This is a genomic window from Amphritea sp. GJ51-11, from assembly GCF_055808735.1.
Genome location: NZ_CM147881.1, coordinates 1,470,524 through 1,488,328 on the forward strand (window position 1 = coordinate 1,470,524; position 17,805 = coordinate 1,488,328).

Sequence of the window (17,805 nt, forward strand, 5' to 3'; positions counted from 1 at the left end):
TTTAGGATATTAATATGAGTCGAAAGCTGGTGATTGATCCGATAACGCGGATTGAAGGGCACGGTAAAGTGACCATTCAACTGGATGATGATAACCGGGTCACCGACGCGAAGCTTCATGTGGTTGAGTTTCGCGGTTTTGAAAAACTGGTGCAGGGGCATCCCTATTGGGAAGCGCCGATGTTGTTGCAGCGTATCTGTGGTATCTGTTTCGTTAGTCATCACCTATGCGGTGCCAAGGCGCTGGATGATATGGTTGGGGTCGGCTTAGGTAGCGGTATTCAAATGTTGCCGGCGGCTGAAAAAATGCGCCGTTTGGGGCACTATGCACAACAGTTACAATCTCATGTGACGGCCTATTTTTATCTCATTTTACCGGAAATGTTGTTTGGTATGGATGCTCCGCCTGAGCAACGCAATGTCTTGGGGCTGGTGGAGCAAGACCCGGCTTTGATTAAGCGTGTGGTGGCGCTACGAAAGTGGGGGCAAGAACTGATAAAAGCGGTACTGGGCAAGCGGATGCATGGCATCAGTTCAGTACCGGGTGGGGTGAACCAGAACCTCAGTGTGACTGAGCGTGATCGATTTCTACATGGCGAAGAGGGGCTATTATCGATCGATGAGGTTATCACCTATGCCCAAGAAGGCTTGGCGCTATTTAAGACCTTTCATGAACAGCATCGTGACGAGATCGATCATTTCGCCGTGGTGCCCGCCTTGGATATGTGTTTGGTCGATGATGATGGCAATGTCGATTACTACCATGGCCGGATACGTATTATGGATGAACATAAAGCTATCGTGGCTGAATTTGATTATCACGACTATCTGGAACACTTTTCTGAAGCAACGGAAGCTTGGAGTTATATGAAGTTTCCCTTTCTTAAAGCGCTGGGGCGGGAGAAAGGTTCTATTAGGGTAGGCCCTTTGGCACGTATGAATGTGACTAAAAGCTTGTCGACGCCGCTAGCACAGAGCGCGTTAGAGGAATTTCACGACTACACCGCAGGCCAATCCAACCATATGACACTGCATACCAACTGGGCGCGTGCCATTGAAATTATTCATTCCGCCGAGTTGATCAAAGCGTTACTCAATGATCCTGAGTTACAGGGGAAGTCGTTGGTTATGACACCCGCCGAGAACGGTTGGACCGGTGAGGGCATTGGTGTGGTGGAAGCCCCTCGGGGCACCTTAATCCATCATTATCGCGCCAATCAAAGTGGCGAGATAACCTTTGCTAACTTGATTGTCTCTACGACTCAAAATAATCAGGTCATCAACCGAACGGTGCAGTCAGTCGCAGAGGATTATATTGCTGGTCAGGTAAATATCACCGAGGGGATGATGAATGCCATCGAAGTCGGTATTCGTGCTTACGATCCCTGTCTCAGTTGCGCCACCCATGCGTTGGGTCAGATGCCGCTGGAAGTGTCTCTTTATGATGCGAAAGGTGATTTAGTCGATGAGCGACGTCGTTAAATCGCTGCCACTGTCACTGGCCGATTTTAATTATCCCGATTGTCTGATCTACGGTATTGGTAATGTCGCTCGCCAGGATGATGGTTTGGCTTGGGCGTTAATCGATTGGCTTGAGCGTGAGGGGCTTTGTCCTGATGCCGAGAAGGTGCGCAACTATCAGTTGTTTTTAGAAGATGCCGATCTGATCAGTACGAAACGACGGGTCCTGTTCATCGATGCGACTCGGGATGTGGCCGTGGTGGATTATTCACTTACCGCCTTGACAGAAGCCAACGCTAAATTAGATTTCAGCTTTACCTCCCATGCCATCTCAATACCGTCCATTATGGCCACCTGCCAGTTGTGTTTTGAGGTGCAGCCGGAAGTGTATGTATTGGCCATTAGAGGTTATGAGTGGGCGCTAGAGGAGGGCTTAACCGGCCCGGCAAAAGCGAACTTAGCGCAACTGAAGCTTGCTTTAACCCGTTAGGGGGAGTTAATCGATGTTAGAGCTGACCGTTAACTCGTCACCTGCTGCCGATACCAGCTTCTAAAGTCGTCTGGTGGCATGGGTCTGGCCAGCAGAAACCCTTGTAGCTGATCACAGTGCATCCCTTTGAGGATATTCAACTGTGGTTGTGTTTCGATGCCCTCAGCAACCACCTTTAACCCGAGTACATGGCTCATCTCAATGATGGATGAGACGATGGCACGGTCGACTTCTGATTCTTCTAGGTCAATCAGAAAGCTACGGTCAATTTTGAGAATATCCAGCGACATATTACGCACATAGCTGAGGCTCGAATAGCCAGTACCAAAGTCATCGATGGCCACCTGTATACCGTGACTACGAAGCTCATTGATGGCGCTTTTGGTCTCTTCTGGGCAGTGTAGAAAGCTGGTTTCAGTCAGCTCTACAGAGAGTTGATGCGGCGGCACCTGATGCTGACTTAGCACGTCGAGAATTTGCTCGGCAACACCACCTTGTTGAAATTGTTTGGCGGAAACATTGATGGCCACATTGACGTTATCACCCTGTTGGCTCCAAGCGGCAATCTGCCGGCATGCTTCTTCGATCACGAAGTGACCGATGCGGTTGATCAGGTCAAGGTCTTCCGCCAAGGGGATAAACTCGGCCGGTGAGATAAAGCCCAGCTGTGGATGAAGCCAGCGTAACAGCGCCTCGCAGCTGGTGGGTTTACCTGTTTTTAGACAGACTTTAGGCTGGTAATAGAGCTGGAACTCTTGGTTATCGATAGCCGTTTGTAGATCACTGCCCATCTGATAGCGGCTTTGGATCATGCGGTGCTGTTCCGAGGAAAAGAAGCGGAAGCTATTGCGGCCAAAGTCTTTCGCTAAGTGAACCGCTGAATCAGCACATTTTAGCAATAGCTCGGCATTATCGGCATCGGTAGGGTAGAAGCTCACACCGATACTGACAGTTGTTTTAAGCTCTCTATCATCGATCAAGATTGGCTGACTCACGGAGTTCAGTATGCGGTTAAGAAACTCACTGATCTGCGGGCTATCATCGACATCCACATCGGTCAGAATAAGGTTGAATTCATCGCCGCCAAAACGGGCCACGGTATCGCCATCGTCGAGTTGCTGATCAATCCGTCGGCCAACCTCTTTCAGCACTCGGTCACCGACTTCATGCCCATGTAGATCATTAATTTGTTGGAAGAAATCCACATCAACGTAGGCCACCGCAACTCGGTGACCATGTTCTTTGGCATAACTGAGGGAAAGTTGTAGGCGATCATTAAACAACTTGCGGTTGGGCAATCGTGTTAGCTCATCGAAATAGGCTAAGCGGTTGAGACGGGCTTCCGATTTTTTAACATCGGTTAAATCCGTGAAAATAGCGGCATATTGGGATATCTCGCCGTCTTCTTCTCTGATAGCGGTGATACTCAGCCATTCAGGAAAGATCGAACCATCTTTATGGCGGTTCCAAATCTCACCTTGCCAGAAGCCTAGCTCAGTGAGCTTTAGCCACATGCTTTTATAAAATTCCGGCTGATGTCGGCCGGAACTGAGCAGGTTAGGGTTCTTCCCCAGTACTTCCGCACTGGTGTAGCCGGTGATCTCGGTAAACGAAGGGTTGACCCGTAAAATGCGCGCATTCCGATCGCAAATAACAATCGCCTCCATCGAGGCCTCAATCACTTTGTCGGCTAATTTAAGGTTGTGCTGAGACCGTTCTAAAGCACGGTCGCGCTCACTTAAACGTTCACGTAGCCGACCAATATGGTCATTTTCAACCGTTTGCAGAATATCGGAATAGGAGATAAGTCCAGTGATTTCACCTTCATGATCGGTAATGGCGAGGTGCTGAAAACGATGCTGATGAAACACCTGACGGGCATTATATAAACTTAAATCTTGCTCAATGGTGATTAACGAATGGCTGCAGAGGTCGTCTAGTGTTTCATTCTGCCGTTTTTGAGCGAGTAGTCGGATGGCATCCCGTTCGGTAAAAATACCTCTGATCTCATTGTTTTGGCTGATTAATAAGGCAGAGTCATTGGATTCTTTTAACTTATTGAGTGCCGCTAAAATAGTTATCCCGCTATCAACCGCAATAGGGGAATGATTGGCAATTTCATCGACCGAGCGCATAAACAGGTCATGCTCAATGGTATGGCTATTGACCACATCGGTTTCTGAGATAATTCCGCAGGCTTCACCGGAAGTTTTGGTGACCACTAAGTGGCGTATTTCATGGGCAATAAACTGCTTACCCGCATCATCCACTGAATCCCATTCTGAGATAGTAATGATGGGGGTCGACATAAAGTGCCGCGCCGGGATAGTGGCGGTTGTGTCTTGTTCAAGCCAGCGCTTGATCAGGTCTTGGCGTGTCACCATACCGATCGGTTGGCGTTGTTCGCAGACCACGATACAGCCAATTTTTTTCTCGTCCATGATGCGCACCAACTGATCTGCCTTGGCATCTGGCGAGCAGGTGATCAGGTTAGGCTGCGCAATATGCCTGACGAGTAATCGGTTATTAACCTGGGGAGGCCTAGACATCAAAAAAGAACCCTTTCACCAGTAGCTTAGATAGAAAAAGGGGGCCATCTTAGCGGGTGTTCTTAAACGGGTATAGATAAGGGATACTCAAAATGGTTGTTTATCGCGTTTAGTTTTCAACAAAATAAGGATTCCTTGATATATGTCGTGTTTAACCATTATCGACTGTGAAATAAAACCACTGATCTCTCTGTTGCTGATTTACGTAAGCAGTGTCAGAAGAGGTAAAGATAATGAACAAAACAGTCTCAGAACATACATGGGTTAACCTGCTCGGTTTTCAGCTGGCTTGGTGGTGTGCCATTTTATACACAACTGATAGTGTGCCTGTGTTGATCGTGTTGTTAACACTGCATCTGCTGTTTCATTCTCAGCCTTTACGGGAGTTTTACGTATTACTACTATGTGGCCTGATCGGTTTCGCGGTGGATATGTTGCTCACCACCCTGGGTATCTTTCGCTTTGAATCACCGGGCTTGCCCCTGTGGTTGCTGTTCTTATGGTTTTGCTTCGCGGCCACGCTGCGCCAGAGCTTAGCTTTCTTTGCATCTAATCTGTCGCTGGCCTCACTCTGTGGCGGACTGTTTGGCAGTCTGACCTACTTAGCGGCCGTTAATTTTGAGGCGGTCGCACTAGGTTGGCCGTTGCTGCAGAGTGGTTTGCTATTGATGCTCATCTGGATGGCACTATTTCCTCTGTTAATAGGCTTGAGTAACGGTCGTTTTAGAGGGGAGCTAAGTGATGCGGCTTAACCTGTTAGTGATTTCCTTGATTCTGTTTTTTACCGGTATTACCCATGCCTTAGCAAAACCCTTACCCGAGAATCTGCAGGTAATCGGCCAGGCAGAGCTGAAGGTGCTGTGGTTCAAGGTCTACAGTGCCCGGCTTGAAAGTTTAGCAGGACGTTATGATGCGGCAATATCACCCTTAGTGCTGCATCTGGATTATCAGCGAGATATCAGTCGCCAACAATTACTCGACGAAACCGCCTCTCAATGGCAAAGGGCGAAGGTCAACCCGGCCGATCAAGCCCGTTGGTTAGCATCATTAGCGCAGATTTGGCCGGATATCCGCCAGCAGGATTCTTTGAGTTTTTATCAAGCTAGTGATGGCGGTCATTTCTATCACAATCAACGTTATATCGGTTCGATCAAAGATGCCGGCTTTAGCCAAACCTTTTTGTCTATCTGGTTAGCGGATAACAGTGATTTTCCCCAGTTAACCCGGGCATTAACCGGTAAACAATAATCGTATAAGAGCAGCAGGATTATCAGACATGACACCTACCAGTCTTACATTAATGGCACTGTCCTTACCGCTTTTACTTATGTTGCCGGGGTGTGCCCGCAGCGTGGATGAGTACCGTGACGAGCAGCCCTCGTTGGCGCTGGATCGTTTCTTTAACGGTCAACTGGTGGCCTATGGCATGGTGCAGAATTTCTCGGGCAAAGTGACCCGTCGATTTCGCGCAGACATCACCGCTCATTGGCAAGGTGAACAGGGCATATTAGATGAGCGCTTCGTGTTCAATGATGGTGAGCAGCAACAGCGCTGCTGGCGCTTAACCAAACAGGGTAATCACTATCGTGGCACGGCCGAGGATATTGTCGGTGAAGCCCGTGGTGAAGTGCAGGGTAATGCCCTTAACTGGCGCTACACACTGCAGGTGCCGGTGAATGGCAAAGTGTGGGATATCGCCTTGGATGATTGGTTATATCTGATCGATGAGAATAATTTGATCAATCGAACCAAGATGAAAAAATGGGGCTTACCAGTAGGGGAATTAACCCTGCATATCCGCAAACTGAGTGATGCAGAAAGCGCCGCTACTGCTGTGTCGGCTACGCCGAGTTGTGTGATTGAGCCAGCGGTTTGAATATTGAGATGGGCTTTGCGTTTGTCTTAGAGTGTTGAGCGTAAAGATGAGCCATAGTGATGATGTATTGCAGAACCGAAGCCTGAGGGGTTATCGATGAAAACGAATATCGGGAATACAACCCTGCCTTGGAAAAGTGCTTGGATAACGGGTGCAGGAAGAGGTATTGGCGCGGAATTAAGCCGTCTATTATGTGCTCATGGCGTAATCGTCTACGGTTCAGCCCGCAGTACAGAACAATTAGCACAGTTACAACAGGAGCTAGCTTCCTCTGCCGGTGTCTTTATCCCCGTGCCGGTTGATATTGGCGATCTCGATAGTTTACAGCAGCAGTTTAAACTGTGGGATCAGCGGGGTCTTATGCCTGAGTTAGTGGTCTTAAATGCTGGTACCCATGATGCCTTCTCTGCATCTGATTTTTCGGCACAGCGTTGTAAGGCATTGCTGGATATTAATTTACAGGGAACGATTAATTGCCTCGACCCTGTTTTATACCGTTATCTACATGTCGTTGATCAGAACCGCATCGTTGAACCGTTAACAGAAGGGCAGGTGCCTTCCTGCAGCAGAGGACATATTGCCGTGGTGGCGTCGGTGGCGGGTTATCGAGGCTTGCCAACTGCGGCGGCCTATGGAGCCGGCAAGGCGGCGTTGATAAATTTATGCGAAGCGCTGCGGTTGGATCTGCAGGGCAGCGGGGTTAAGTTACAGCTGATTAATCCCGGCTTTGTGCGGACTCCGTTAACCGAGCAGAATGATTTCCCGATGCCTGCGTTAATGGAGGCGGATGAAGCCGCCCGGCGAATCGTAAAAGGCTTGTTAAGCCAACGGTTCGAAATTGTATTTCCCCGTCGCTTTGTTTATCTGCTAAAACTCTTCAGACTGTTACCCTATGGTTGTTATTTTAGTTTGATTAAGCGGATAACGGGAGGATAAAACGATGACAGAAACGACCACTGATACGGCAAGTACAGATCGACCGAATCCTGAATTGCCCATTGCAACGGTATCTTATACCGAGTGCTTAAATCGCTATGCTTTGCGGTTGTCTCAATTGAAAGCGACCAATGTTGTCGCACTCGATCCGTTAGTCAGCGAAACCATCTATTTCACCGATCCCTTTAATCGGTTGAAGGGCAAGGCAAACTTTATTGGCTTGATGAGCGAGATGTTTGCGCAGCTAAATGATGTGAGTTTTGAGGTGTTTGAAGCGCAAGTACAGGGACAAACCGGCTATCTCTACTGGCGTTTTTCTGCATCATCTTCGTTAACCGGGGCTTTTTCGACCGAAGGCACCAGTCGGGTCTGTTTTAATAATCAGGGCTTAGTGATCAGTCATCAGGATTTCTGGGATGCCAGTAGCTTGATCGAACAGTTTCCACTGCTTGGTCGACTTATTCGCTATATTCGTCAGCGTGGTGCTTATCAGGCGAAATAACATTCTGGCTTAAAGATATATCCTTGTTGCCAGTTTCGATCCGGACCGCTTTTATCGGGAAATCTCTATAGAGCCTGTTACGACAACGGCAGGATTTGATCTGCCTAACCATGTACGCAATCGACGGTCTCTTTGCCTATCGAAGCAACATGAGATTGGTCCCTCATGCTGCTTGTCGAGTTTAAGGGTTGTTGTTAACTAGCTGATACAGCCCTACATCGATAGAACCCTCTTCAAATCCTCCCTCGCAATAGCACAGATAGTAATGCCATAACCGTCTAAACTGCTCATCATAACCGAGCTTTTCTAAAGCCTCTGTTTGCTGTTCAAAACTGGCTCGCCATTGGCGCAGGGTGCGGGCGTAATCCTTACCAAATAGCTGTTTATGCTGCAGACTGAAGCCATGTTCGGCGAACTTCTGTTCGAGTCGCTCGATACTTGGCAGCATTCCTCCAGGGAAGATATAGCGTTGAATAAAGTCCGCTTGCTTACGATAGCTGTCAAACCGCTGCTCTTCTATGCTGATCACCTGCAGTACGGCGACTCCACCGGGTTTGAGGCTGTTTTTCAAGGTGCTAAAGTAGGTATCCCAATACTGTTCTCCTACGGCTTCAAACATCTCAATGGAAACGACGCCATCGTATTGCTTCAGTAAGTCTCGGTAATCGGTCAGGCTGATATCGGCTTGCTCAGCGAGTCCTTTGTCTCTTAGTTGTTCACGACTCCATTGACGCTGCTCTTTAGACAGGGTGATACCGTGCAAGCGGGTATTATGATTTTCTAATAATTCGCTAGCAAAACCACCCCAACCACAGCCAATTTCGAGAATATGGTCGTTTTTAGCAGGTTTTAGGAGATTTAATATACGCTGATATTTCGCCCGTTGTGCCTCTTCGAGGGACTGACTGTCAGATTCAAACAGTGCGGCAGAATAGGACATGGTGGGGTCCAGCCAGAGCTGGTAAAAGTCATTGCCTAAATCATAGTGGGCGGCGATATTACGACGGCTACCGCTGGGGCTGTTGTTATTGCGCCAATGATGGATATTATCAAAGAGTTGTTTGATAAAGCTGGCTTTTGATAAGCCTTCCAGTGTGGCTTCGTTTTGCAATGCCCAGCGTACCAACCCGGTAACATCCGGACTATCCCACTCACCGGCGATATAACCCTCAGACCAGCCGGTGATACCACCGCTAACGAGGCGTAACAGGCAGCGCAGAGAATTCAGTGTGACACTCACCTGTATCGCGTTATTTGGCTCAGATTCAGTTGCCGTTTTTGCTTCCGTTAAAGGCGTTAAGTGTCCAAAACTTTGTTGATAACCGCTGGGCATGGTCAAGTGCAAACGGCCACGGGTTTTACTCAGTGGTCCCTGAAGGCGTTTAAGTAGCTGTTGCTCCAGCCAGCGGGGTTTACGGGATCTGTACTGGTGTTGGGCAACCGATTTAATCTGTGCTTGGCCCGAGGTCGCGGTTTTATAGTGACAGGTTTTCATAGTGATGTTCTCCGTTGCGATCTGACCAGCTAATGCTGTAACTTTTGGTGGTATGACGCGGTTGTAGCTTCAGGCCTTTCAGCCACAGCCTGAGTGCTTCCCAATGTATCGCCCCGATGACTTTGAGGGTCATGAGAGGGTGGCTGAAAAACAGCATTATTAGGTCGCGGTCGGTGAGTTTTTGTCGTTGACCGCTAAAGGTTGCATTGAGTATTGGGGTGGCTTCTGTCGTTTGGCTACATTGTAAAATGGCGACGGTAACTCGTTCACCGGGCGGGCGAATGTTGAATTGGTAGGCGGTATCCATCGGCATAAAAGGGCTGACATACATCTGCTTTTGGCAGCCCTGGGTGACGGTTTTATGGTCGCGGTTTTCATTACTCAGTAAATAGCTGTGGCGCTGTCCAAAGGTGTTGCTGACTTCATAGATAATCACCTCAACCTCATTGTGCTGGTTGTAACAGAAGTAAACGCTCAGGGGGTTAAAGGTATACCCCATAATGCGGGGATAGCAGAGCAGTTCAATTCTGGCGCTTGCACTGCTGTAACCCCGTGCTGACAGCAGTTCGGTGATCTCACTGCGCAGTTGGCCATCGCCACGGCCATGATCTTTTTCATGAAAGGAAAATAAACCGAAGCGGTTAATGCCCATGAATTTTAATCGCTGTAATTGCGGTAGTTCATCAAGATCGAGACACAGGGAGAACACACGGTAGGCAAAGCGATGCTGTTTGGGCGTGAACCGTTGGTGCACCACCGTGCCGGTGTAAATTGCTGATGCATACTCAGCCATTAGCGCTCTCCCTAACATCCGCTGTTGGATGATCACTTGATGCGGGTGTCGTGGCAAAAATGCGACTGTTCGGCTCGTCTAAATGCCAAGGTCGGGGGACGCCACCTAATTGTTCGGCAACGGCTAAACCGGATTGTAAGCCATCTTCATGAAAACCATAGCCGAACCAGGCGCCACAGAACCAGGTGTTTTGCTGCCCCTGTAGGCTCCAGAGTTTTTGTTGATTGGCGAGCGAGTGGCGATCAAAGGCCGGATGATCATAGAAAAAGGTGCGGATCATCTTATCGGCGGCCGGCTCTTTGAGTGGGTTGAGCGACACGATCACCGGTTGTTCGGTTGCCAATGGTTGTAGGCAGTTCATCCAATAACTGATAGACACCTGACGGTCATCAGGGCCGCTACCGGTGGCCATGTAGTTCCAGCTCGACCAGACCTTGGGGTCACAGGGGAGCAAACTTTGGTCTAGGTGGAGATAAGCTTTGTTGCGTTGATAAGGGAAGCTGCTTAACAGTTGCTGCTCTGCTTCGCTCGGATTATCCAGCAAGGCGAGTGCTTGATCTGCATGGCAGGCTAACACCACATCATCATAGTGTTCTTGCGCGCCGTGTAGGTCTTCGATAATGACGCCATCAGGCTGGCGGATAACCTTATGAATACGGCTGTTGAGCTTTATGTTGCCCGCTAATGCGGCGGCGAGCTTGTTGACATAGCCAATACTGCCACCGGGAATGGTGCGCCATTGAGGGCGATCTTTGACCTGCAATAAGCCATGGTTTTTGCAGAATCGTAGGAAGCTGAGAGCGGGGTAGTCGAGCATCTGCTTGACCGGCGTCGACCAGATCGCCGCGCCCATGGGTAATAGATGGTCGTAAATAAAACGGTCGCCGTAGCCGTGCTGGGTTAATAACTCCCCCAAACTGATATTCGCTAACGAGGGGTCTTGCATCATGGTGTCGGTGTTGCGATAAAAACGCATTAAATCTTTGATCATGGACCAGAAAGAGGGACTGATGATATTGCGGGTCTGGGCAAAGAGGCCTGTTAAGCCGGAACCACTGTACTCGAGTTGGCCATCATCAATTGATACCGCAAAGGACATATCGGTTGCACAGGTGGAGACATCGATATGTTCAAAAAACTTAACCAAATTAGGGTAGTTCACCGGATTAAAGACAATAAAGCCGGTATCTACATCCACTCGGGTGCCGTTAAGATCAAAGTTAACGGTATTGGAATGTCCTCCTAAGCGATCATCTTTTTCATACAGGGTTACCTGATGGGCTCTATTTAATAGCCATGCGCAACTGAGGCCAGAGATGCCTGAGCCAATAACGGCAATTTTTTTCGGGCGGATGGCGGTAATATTCATGTGAGCAGTCCATACTGTAATCTGTTTGCAGCACTTTACGTGTGGCAGCAGAAATAGGATCACCGTTGTTTTTATTGATATATCAACACGAGTCGATTGTTTTTAGCATTCGATTGATCCGCTTAACTCGGCAAGACGTATAGGAGGTATATGAATAAAAAACCACCGGGAGACGATGTGGATAACATCATACAACTGAAGCAAGCGGAGATGGCCAGCGCTGACTGGAGTAATCTGCTGGGTCACCTAGCGGTTAAGCCTGATAAGCGTTTATATGCACGCCTGTTTAGCCATTTTGCCCCTAAAGTGAAGGCCTATATTGTTCGTTTGGGGGTGGCGCTGGCAACAGCCGAAGAGTTAACCCAAGAAGTGATGTTGTCAGTGTGGCGCAAAGCGCACATGTATCACCCGGAAAAGGCGGCCGCGAGCACTTGGATCTTCACCCTCGCACGCAATCAAAGCATCGATTGGATGCGTAAACAGAAATACCCCCAATACAGTCTGGATGAGTGGAGCGAAACGGCTTCTGAGCCGGGTCAGGGCGAACAGAAAGTCCTGTCGGATCGTATCGCGGCCGCTATTAAGTTACTTCCTGAAAAACAGGCGCAGGTTATCTATATGTCTTATTTCGAAGGGCGGTCACATGGTGACATCGCCGGTCGTCTCGATATTCCCCTTGGCAGCGTCAAATCTAGAATCCGTTTGGCGTCAGAAAAACTTAAACAGATCTGGGGAGGTGATCAGTATGAACATTAATCACCATCTGGATGATGCAACCCTGATGAGCTATTCCGCTGGAAGCTTATCTCAGGGGATGGCGTTGGTGGTGGCATCTCATCTGGCGTTTTGTACTGCGTGTCGTGAACGTGCGGAGCTAAATGATGCGGTGGGTGGGGCGTTACTCGAATCCCTTGATGCAGAAACCATCGAGGATGATATGTTAGCTGCGATACTGGCGCAGATCGATGAGCTTGAGCCTAGCGTTAATGAGCCGCAACAGGAGGTGCCACGCGTCTGTGATCCTGAAATTCCCATGCCGTTAAACGAATATGTTAGCGGCCCTCTGGATGAGTTGCAGTGGAAAAGAATTGTTCCCGGTGTGGCGTATTACGATATGCCTTGGCAGGGACGAGGCGTGTCACGGTTATTGCGGATAGCACCGGGTAAGTCGATGTTAACTCATACCCACAACGGTAATGAGCTGACACTGGTCTTGCGCGGCTCGTTTTCAGATGAGGTAGGGCGTTTTTGTCGCGGTGACATTGCCGATTTGGATGACCAAATAGAACATCAACCGCTGGTGGACAGTGATGTGGATTGTATCTGTTTAATAGCGACCGATGCGCCGTTACGGTTCACTACCTTGTTTGGCAAGCTTGTGCAGCCGATGACCGGTTTTTAGGATGGTACAACTCAACCCTAATAAGCTTAATCTCAGCAAGTGGACCGCGATTAAGCCACAGCAGCGAGAAAAACATTTTTTGGTGACTGCGCTAATCAGGGATGATGACGGCGTGGTACAGCAATGTGTGTTAGAAGCGGTGCTAACCCATCGTGAGCAACGCATTCCCTGGCAGCAACTCCGCGACAGCGAACATTGGGCCCAAGGTTGGCGTTAAGTTATCCTAGCCTTTAAACAACTCTTTAGTTAAAACGCTGTTGTTACCCTTCAATATCATCGCTCGTATCGTCCTCCTTTTTAAGTGAGGGTGATGCGGGCGATCTCGATTCCCCCTCTAAAAATCAGCGGTTGTTTCATCGGCGCAGCCTTGTGTTGCTTCAAACAGGCTTATTCCTTAGCAGAAAGGGCAGATAAAAAAGCTCTGACTAGATCGTCTATTGGCGGTGATATCCGTGTTGCTATATGATTGCGCGCCCGTTAGCGGGTAATATTAGCTATTCCGATGAGGGCCACATGCCGTTATCGGGATCAACGCCAAAAGCGTAAATATATAAATGGTCTCTTATCGAGACCGTTTGACTTAATATAATAATAGGAACAAGTATGAATACTAGTGCTGTGCAACTAACCCTATTGCAACGTTTAAGTAAGTTTTTTGTCACCCTGTTACAGCGTTACCTCCCCGATCCTTTTATCTTTGCCATCGTGTTAACCCTATTGGTGTTTGTGTTGGTTATGCCAGCGACAAACCAAGGGCCGATGCAGGTTGTTGATGCTTGGGCGGGTGGTTTTTGGAAATTATTAACCTTTGCCATGCAGATGGCGATGGTGGTTGTTACCGGTCACGCAATGGCCAGTGCACCTGCGTTTAAAAGTAAATTAGCCATGTTGGCTGGCATTGCTAAAACGCCAGGCCAAGCCATTATTTTGGTCACCATGATTAGTGCTGCCGCCTGTTGGGTGAACTGGGGCTTTGGTCTTGTCGTGGGTGCTATTTTTGCTCGTGAGATCGCCGCGCGAGTTCAAGGTGTCGATTATCGTTTGTTAATCGCGTCTGCTTATAGCGGCTTTCTATTTTGGCATGCTGGTTTGTCAGGCTCTATTCCTTTGGCTATTGCCAGTGGTACGAAGATTGAAACCGTCACCAATGGTGCGGTAACTGCGGCTATTCCAACCTCTGAAACCCTGTTCTCGACGATGAACCTAGTGATCTTAGCGGTAATGTTTATTACCATTCCGTTATTGAATCGTCTGATGCATCCTGCGCCACAGGATACGATGGTGATCGATCCAGCATTGCTGGCAGAGACCGCGGCGCCAGAAGCATTGCCAAACAAAGCGGATATGTCTCCAGCAGAACGTCTGGAAAACAGCCGTATCCTGTCTCTGTTATTGGGTGCGATGGGCTTTGCATACATTATTTATTATTTTATCAATAATGGTTTTGCGCTAAACCTAAATATCGTTAACTTCACCTTCTTGTTCTCGGCTATTTTGTTACATGGAACACCTAAGAGCCTGTTGAATTCAGTCTCTCAAGGCGCGAAAAACTGTGCCGGTATCCTGCTACAGTTTCCGTTCTATGCGGGTATTATGGGCATGATGACCGCCACCGGTGATTCTGGTGCCTCTTTGGCCGGTATTATTTCGGAAGCCTTTGTGTCTATCTCAAACGAAACGACTTTCCCGCTGTTCACGTTCCTGAGTGCCGGTATTGTTAACTTCTTCGTTCCTTCCGGTGGCGGCCAATGGGCTGTTCAGGCGCCAATTATGATGCCTGCCGGTGCGGCACTGGGTGTTGATGCGGCCAAAACGGCTATGGCGATTGCATGGGGTGATGCTTGGACTAACATGATTCAGCCTTTCTGGGCGTTGCCTGCCTTGGCGATTGCTGGTTTGGGGGCTAAAGATGTAATGGGTTATTGCATTATGGCTTTGCTAGGATCTGGTGTAATTATCTCGCTTGGTTTGCTGATTTTCTAAGCACAGGCATTTGATCGTTACAGACAAAAAAAACCAGCGCTTTGCTGGTTTTTTCTTTCGGCAGGGCGTTAAAGCCAATGACTATCAGCTTTAACGCCGTTGCCCATCGTCTATGTTGCCAGCGGTAACTCGTTTGTATTGGCTTGCTCCTTTAAACTGGCAAACGCCGTTAATGCGGCCTGCCGTGATTGCTTTAGATCGAGTATCGGGTGGGGATAGGTGCTACCCAGTACTATGCCTGCATCCTTAAGTACCTGCTCGGGGGCTTCCCAAGGGGTATGAATGTATCGACTGGGAAGTGTTTTTAATTCGGGGATATAGTGCCGGATATAGTCACCCTGGGCATCAAATTTCTGCCCCTGTAATACCGGATTAAAAATACGGAAGTAGGGGGCTGCATCGGTACCGCTCCCCGCGACCCATTGCCAGCTGGCACTGTTAGACGCTAAGTCGGCATCCACTAATGTATCCCAGAACCAGGTCGCACCAAGATGCCAATGCTGGCGTTGATTTTTGACTAAGAACGATGCGACCAGCATGCGTACCCGGTTGTGCATATAGCCGGTTTGCCACAGCTCTCGCATACCTGCATCGATAATGGGAAAGCCTGTTAGCCCTTGTTGCCAATCACGACACTGCTGGGGCTGGTTTTTCCAAGGAAAGCGATCGAAGCGTTGATTCAGATTTTCCTCGGTCATCTTTGGGTTGTGATACAGCTGGTAATAGGAAAATTCTCGCCAAGCAAGTTCTTTCATAAAGGTATCGAGGGCGTCCTCTAAACCGGGCTGATTGCCCTGTTGTTGGCTGTAATACCATATTTGACGGGGAGAGATCTGACCCCATTGTAAGTAGGGCGAAAGGGTTGAGGTCGCTTCTAATGAGGGAAAATCTCGACCTCTTTGATAGTCCTGTAAGCGCTCGTCGGTAAATCGTTGCAGCCGTTGCCACGCCCCCTCTTCACTGATATTCCAGTGCTCGGTGAGTTTATTGGCCCAGTAGTGGGTTGGTTGTAACCCCAATTCATTCAGGGATAAGGGGGTCAGCTCAGTTACGGTATCAGGCGCTTGTTTGCTGGCGGACAACGAGTCACAAAATAGCGTGTCAGAAAACAGCTGAAGTTCTGGGCGGGGCAGTGGCTCAGAGGGTGGCACGGCACTAAGACAGCCTTTACGGTAATACGGAGTAAATACCTTGTAAGGGTTGCCATCCGCTTTGCTAATGGTCCAAGGTTCCCACAGCAGTGAACCGTTGTAGCTGTGTACCTCGACGCCGGTGCTTTTAAGCGCCTGCTTGATACGACTATCGCGAGGAATTGCATGGGGTGTGTAGCAGCGGTTCCAGTGAACCGCTTGAGCACCGGTTTGCTGAACCAAATGTAATAAGATGGCTAATGGGTCGCCTTTGAAAAAACGCAGCTGGTTACTAAGTGCGTCATTAAGATGCGCAAGGCTATGGTGCAGCCAGCAACGGCTTGCCGCCCCGGGACACCATTCTGTTTGGGTTGTATCCTCAATAAATACCGGGATAACCGTGCCCTGCTGAGCGGCATAATACAGCGCGGGATTATCCGCTAATCTAAGATCGTGGCGCAGCCAAACGATAACGGTGTTCAAGCGGTCGCTCCTTATACTTGATTACGTAGACCGAGATGGGCCGGATAGGGTTCGAGATAACGTTGGGCGCGAATATAGTCGCTGCCGTTCTGGTTGATATAATGTGATAACAGGGTCATCGGCGTGATCAGGTTGACCTCTCCGAGTCGGTACTGCTCGAAGACTGTTAAAATCGCCTGTCGGGCGGTGCTATCAACGCTCTGCTTGAGATAACCCATTATATGTTGCATCACATTGCAGTGAGATCCACGGGAGGCAGGTTTGTTAATCGCCGCCATAAATTGATCGAAATAGCGGCTAATCAATGGCGCTAATGGCTCATTGTGAGCGACGGCGAGCATTTTGCCGAGTTCACGATAGGCGACTTGGTCGTGTGCCATCAGAAGGTATTTGTAACTGCTGTGAAACTGCAATAAATGGTGAAAGCTGGGTTGCTCGAGAACTTCTTTACGAAAATGGTGATGGGCAAATACTCGCATTACGAAGTTTTCCCGCAGCTGAGCATCGTTCAGCCGACCATCTTCTTCAATCGGAAGGTTTGGATATTGATCCATGAGCGCGCGGGCAAACAGGCCGGCGCTACGGTCCGTGTGCGGATGTCCCGATGCTTGATAAACCTTTACCCGTTCCATACCACAGCTGGGTGAGTCCTTTTTAAGGATAAAGCCATCGAGATCGTGACACCGTTGTAGCATTGGCTGGCAGGCGGCGGTGAGTTGTTCGGTAAGATCTTTGACGGGTGCATCATCGGCGGTCTTAGAGAAGATCAAGGTCGGCTTGGCTGGGTCGCCGATGAGTCGCATCGTTGGTCGAGGGATGCCGAAACCGGCGGCGACTTCAGGGCAAAATGTTTGATATTTAAAATGGCTGGCGAGTTGGTTACGACAGAGTCGTGACTGGCTATGGCCGCCATTAAAGCGTACTTCTTCACCCATAACACAGGCGCTAATGCCGACGGGGATTTCAGTGGTTTCGGAAATTGGGTTCATGCTCACTCCTTGGCTGTCAGCGTATTAGTATCTATACGTGATTAGCTTAGTTGTGGATCATTATTGAGGCGAAGCATTTTGTTGCTTAGGGTGGTCAAAAAATAGGCAATATAATTCTTGACTGGATTAGGCGGGGAGATATAATTACCTGAGTAATTGACTCGGGTATATAAGGCTTCTGTATTGCGTATCTGCTCTCTCTCTCACTCAGATTTCGCGTCCACCTTTATATACCTGACGATGTTCAACTGCTGTGGTCAATTTCTTCATCCGGCAAGACTGGGTTTTAATTGTCCTCTTTCAGGCCGCTGTATTAACAGCGGCCTTTTTTTGCTTTTTAAACGCCTG

17 protein-coding genes are annotated in these 17,805 nt (G+C 48.9%); 11 read left to right on the top strand and 6 right to left on the bottom strand.

From position 1 onward, the window contains the following. Positions 1–14: 14 nt before the first annotated feature. Together AC0L4K_RS06370 and AC0L4K_RS06375 are read left to right on the top strand one after the other, a co-directional pair. On the top strand, positions 15–1,481 hold the full coding sequence (locus AC0L4K_RS06370) for a Ni/Fe hydrogenase subunit alpha (protein ID WP_473268629.1): 1,467 nt from the start codon (positions 15–17) through the stop codon (positions 1,479–1,481). Beyond that, positions 1,465–1,950 (top strand): hydrogenase maturation protease, encoded by a 486-nt coding sequence (locus AC0L4K_RS06375; RefSeq protein ID WP_473268631.1) that lies wholly within the window; start codon positions 1,465–1,467, stop codon positions 1,948–1,950. Before AC0L4K_RS06370 ends, AC0L4K_RS06375 begins: the two co-directional genes overlap by 17 nt. Before the next feature lie 29 nt (positions 1,951–1,979). Here the strand turns inward: AC0L4K_RS06375 and AC0L4K_RS06380 are convergent, their stop codons facing one another. Further along, positions 1,980–4,499, bottom strand: a complete 2,520-nt coding sequence (locus tag AC0L4K_RS06380) for an EAL domain-containing protein (RefSeq protein WP_417227241.1) — start codon at positions 4,497–4,499, stop codon at positions 1,980–1,982. A gap of 233 nt (positions 4,500–4,732) precedes the next feature. Between AC0L4K_RS06380 and AC0L4K_RS06385 the strand changes: the two genes are divergently transcribed. The 5 genes from AC0L4K_RS06385 to AC0L4K_RS06405 all read left to right on the top strand — a co-directional run bounded on the left by AC0L4K_RS06385 (position 4,733) and on the right by AC0L4K_RS06405 (position 7,813). Further along, on the top strand, positions 4,733–5,251 hold the full coding sequence (locus AC0L4K_RS06385) for a DUF2878 domain-containing protein (RefSeq protein WP_473268633.1): 519 nt from the start codon (positions 4,733–4,735) through the stop codon (positions 5,249–5,251). After that, positions 5,241–5,747, top strand: a complete 507-nt coding sequence (locus AC0L4K_RS06390; RefSeq protein WP_473268635.1) for a chalcone isomerase family protein — start codon at positions 5,241–5,243, stop codon at positions 5,745–5,747. Before AC0L4K_RS06385 ends, AC0L4K_RS06390 begins: the two co-directional genes overlap by 11 nt. Positions 5,748–5,775: 28 nt before the next feature. Beyond that, complete coding sequence (locus tag AC0L4K_RS06395; RefSeq protein ID WP_417227247.1) at positions 5,776–6,375, top strand: DUF3833 domain-containing protein; 600 nt, start codon at positions 5,776–5,778, stop codon at positions 6,373–6,375. Positions 6,376–6,471: 96 nt separating this feature from the next. After that, a complete protein-coding gene (locus AC0L4K_RS06400; RefSeq protein ID WP_473268637.1) occupies positions 6,472–7,311 on the top strand; it encodes an SDR family NAD(P)-dependent oxidoreductase in 840 nt (279 codons plus the stop codon). 4 nt (positions 7,312–7,315) lie between these two features. After that, positions 7,316–7,813, top strand: a complete 498-nt coding sequence (locus AC0L4K_RS06405; protein ID WP_473268639.1) for a nuclear transport factor 2 family protein — start codon at positions 7,316–7,318, stop codon at positions 7,811–7,813. A 181-nt stretch (positions 7,814–7,994) separates the two neighbouring features. Here the strand turns inward: AC0L4K_RS06405 and AC0L4K_RS06410 are convergent, their stop codons facing one another. The 3 genes from AC0L4K_RS06410 to AC0L4K_RS06420 are packed head-to-tail and all read right to left on the bottom strand — an operon-like array spanning position 7,995 to position 11,470. Next, positions 7,995–9,308: a class I SAM-dependent methyltransferase gene (locus AC0L4K_RS06410; RefSeq protein WP_473268641.1), complete on the bottom strand. Its 1,314-nt coding sequence runs from the start codon at positions 9,306–9,308 to the stop codon at positions 7,995–7,997. Further along, positions 9,289–10,101: a DUF1365 domain-containing protein gene (locus tag AC0L4K_RS06415; protein ID WP_473268643.1), complete on the bottom strand. Its 813-nt coding sequence runs from the start codon at positions 10,099–10,101 to the stop codon at positions 9,289–9,291. Before AC0L4K_RS06415 ends, AC0L4K_RS06410 begins: the two co-directional genes overlap by 20 nt. Beyond that, the gene (locus tag AC0L4K_RS06420) at positions 10,094–11,470 is read right to left on the bottom strand and encodes an NAD(P)/FAD-dependent oxidoreductase (protein WP_473268645.1); all 1,377 of its coding nucleotides are present in this window, start codon (positions 11,468–11,470) and stop codon (positions 10,094–10,096) included. Before AC0L4K_RS06420 ends, AC0L4K_RS06415 begins: the two co-directional genes overlap by 8 nt. 150 nt (positions 11,471–11,620) lie before the next feature. Between AC0L4K_RS06420 and AC0L4K_RS06425 the strand changes: the two genes are divergently transcribed. The 4 genes from AC0L4K_RS06425 (at position 11,621) to AC0L4K_RS06440 (ending at position 14,855) form a co-directional block, all read left to right on the top strand. Beyond that, positions 11,621–12,226: a sigma-70 family RNA polymerase sigma factor gene (locus AC0L4K_RS06425; RefSeq protein WP_473268647.1), complete on the top strand. Its 606-nt coding sequence runs from the start codon at positions 11,621–11,623 to the stop codon at positions 12,224–12,226. Next, on the top strand, positions 12,216–12,872 hold the full coding sequence (locus AC0L4K_RS06430) for a ChrR family anti-sigma-E factor (protein WP_473268650.1): 657 nt from the start codon (positions 12,216–12,218) through the stop codon (positions 12,870–12,872). Before AC0L4K_RS06425 ends, AC0L4K_RS06430 begins: the two co-directional genes overlap by 11 nt. A gap of 1 nt (position 12,873) precedes the next feature. Beyond that, positions 12,874–13,089 carry a TIGR02450 family Trp-rich protein gene (locus tag AC0L4K_RS06435; RefSeq protein WP_417227261.1) on the top strand — a complete coding sequence of 72 codons (216 nt, stop codon included), beginning with the start codon at positions 12,874–12,876 and terminating at the stop codon, positions 13,087–13,089. A gap of 386 nt (positions 13,090–13,475) precedes the next feature. Continuing rightward, positions 13,476–14,855 carry a short-chain fatty acid transporter gene (locus AC0L4K_RS06440; RefSeq protein WP_473268652.1) on the top strand — a complete coding sequence of 460 codons (1,380 nt, stop codon included), beginning with the start codon at positions 13,476–13,478 and terminating at the stop codon, positions 14,853–14,855. A gap of 110 nt (positions 14,856–14,965) precedes the next feature. Here the strand turns inward: AC0L4K_RS06440 and AC0L4K_RS06445 are convergent, their stop codons facing one another. Continuing rightward, positions 14,966–16,468: a cryptochrome/photolyase family protein gene (locus AC0L4K_RS06445; RefSeq protein ID WP_473268654.1), complete on the bottom strand. Its 1,503-nt coding sequence runs from the start codon at positions 16,466–16,468 to the stop codon at positions 14,966–14,968. Positions 16,469–16,479: 11 nt separating this feature from the next. Further along, entirely contained in the window at positions 16,480–17,457 is a 978-nt protein-coding gene (locus tag AC0L4K_RS06450) for a YbgA family protein (RefSeq protein ID WP_473268656.1), read from the bottom strand. Positions 17,458–17,805 lie beyond the last annotated feature (348 nt).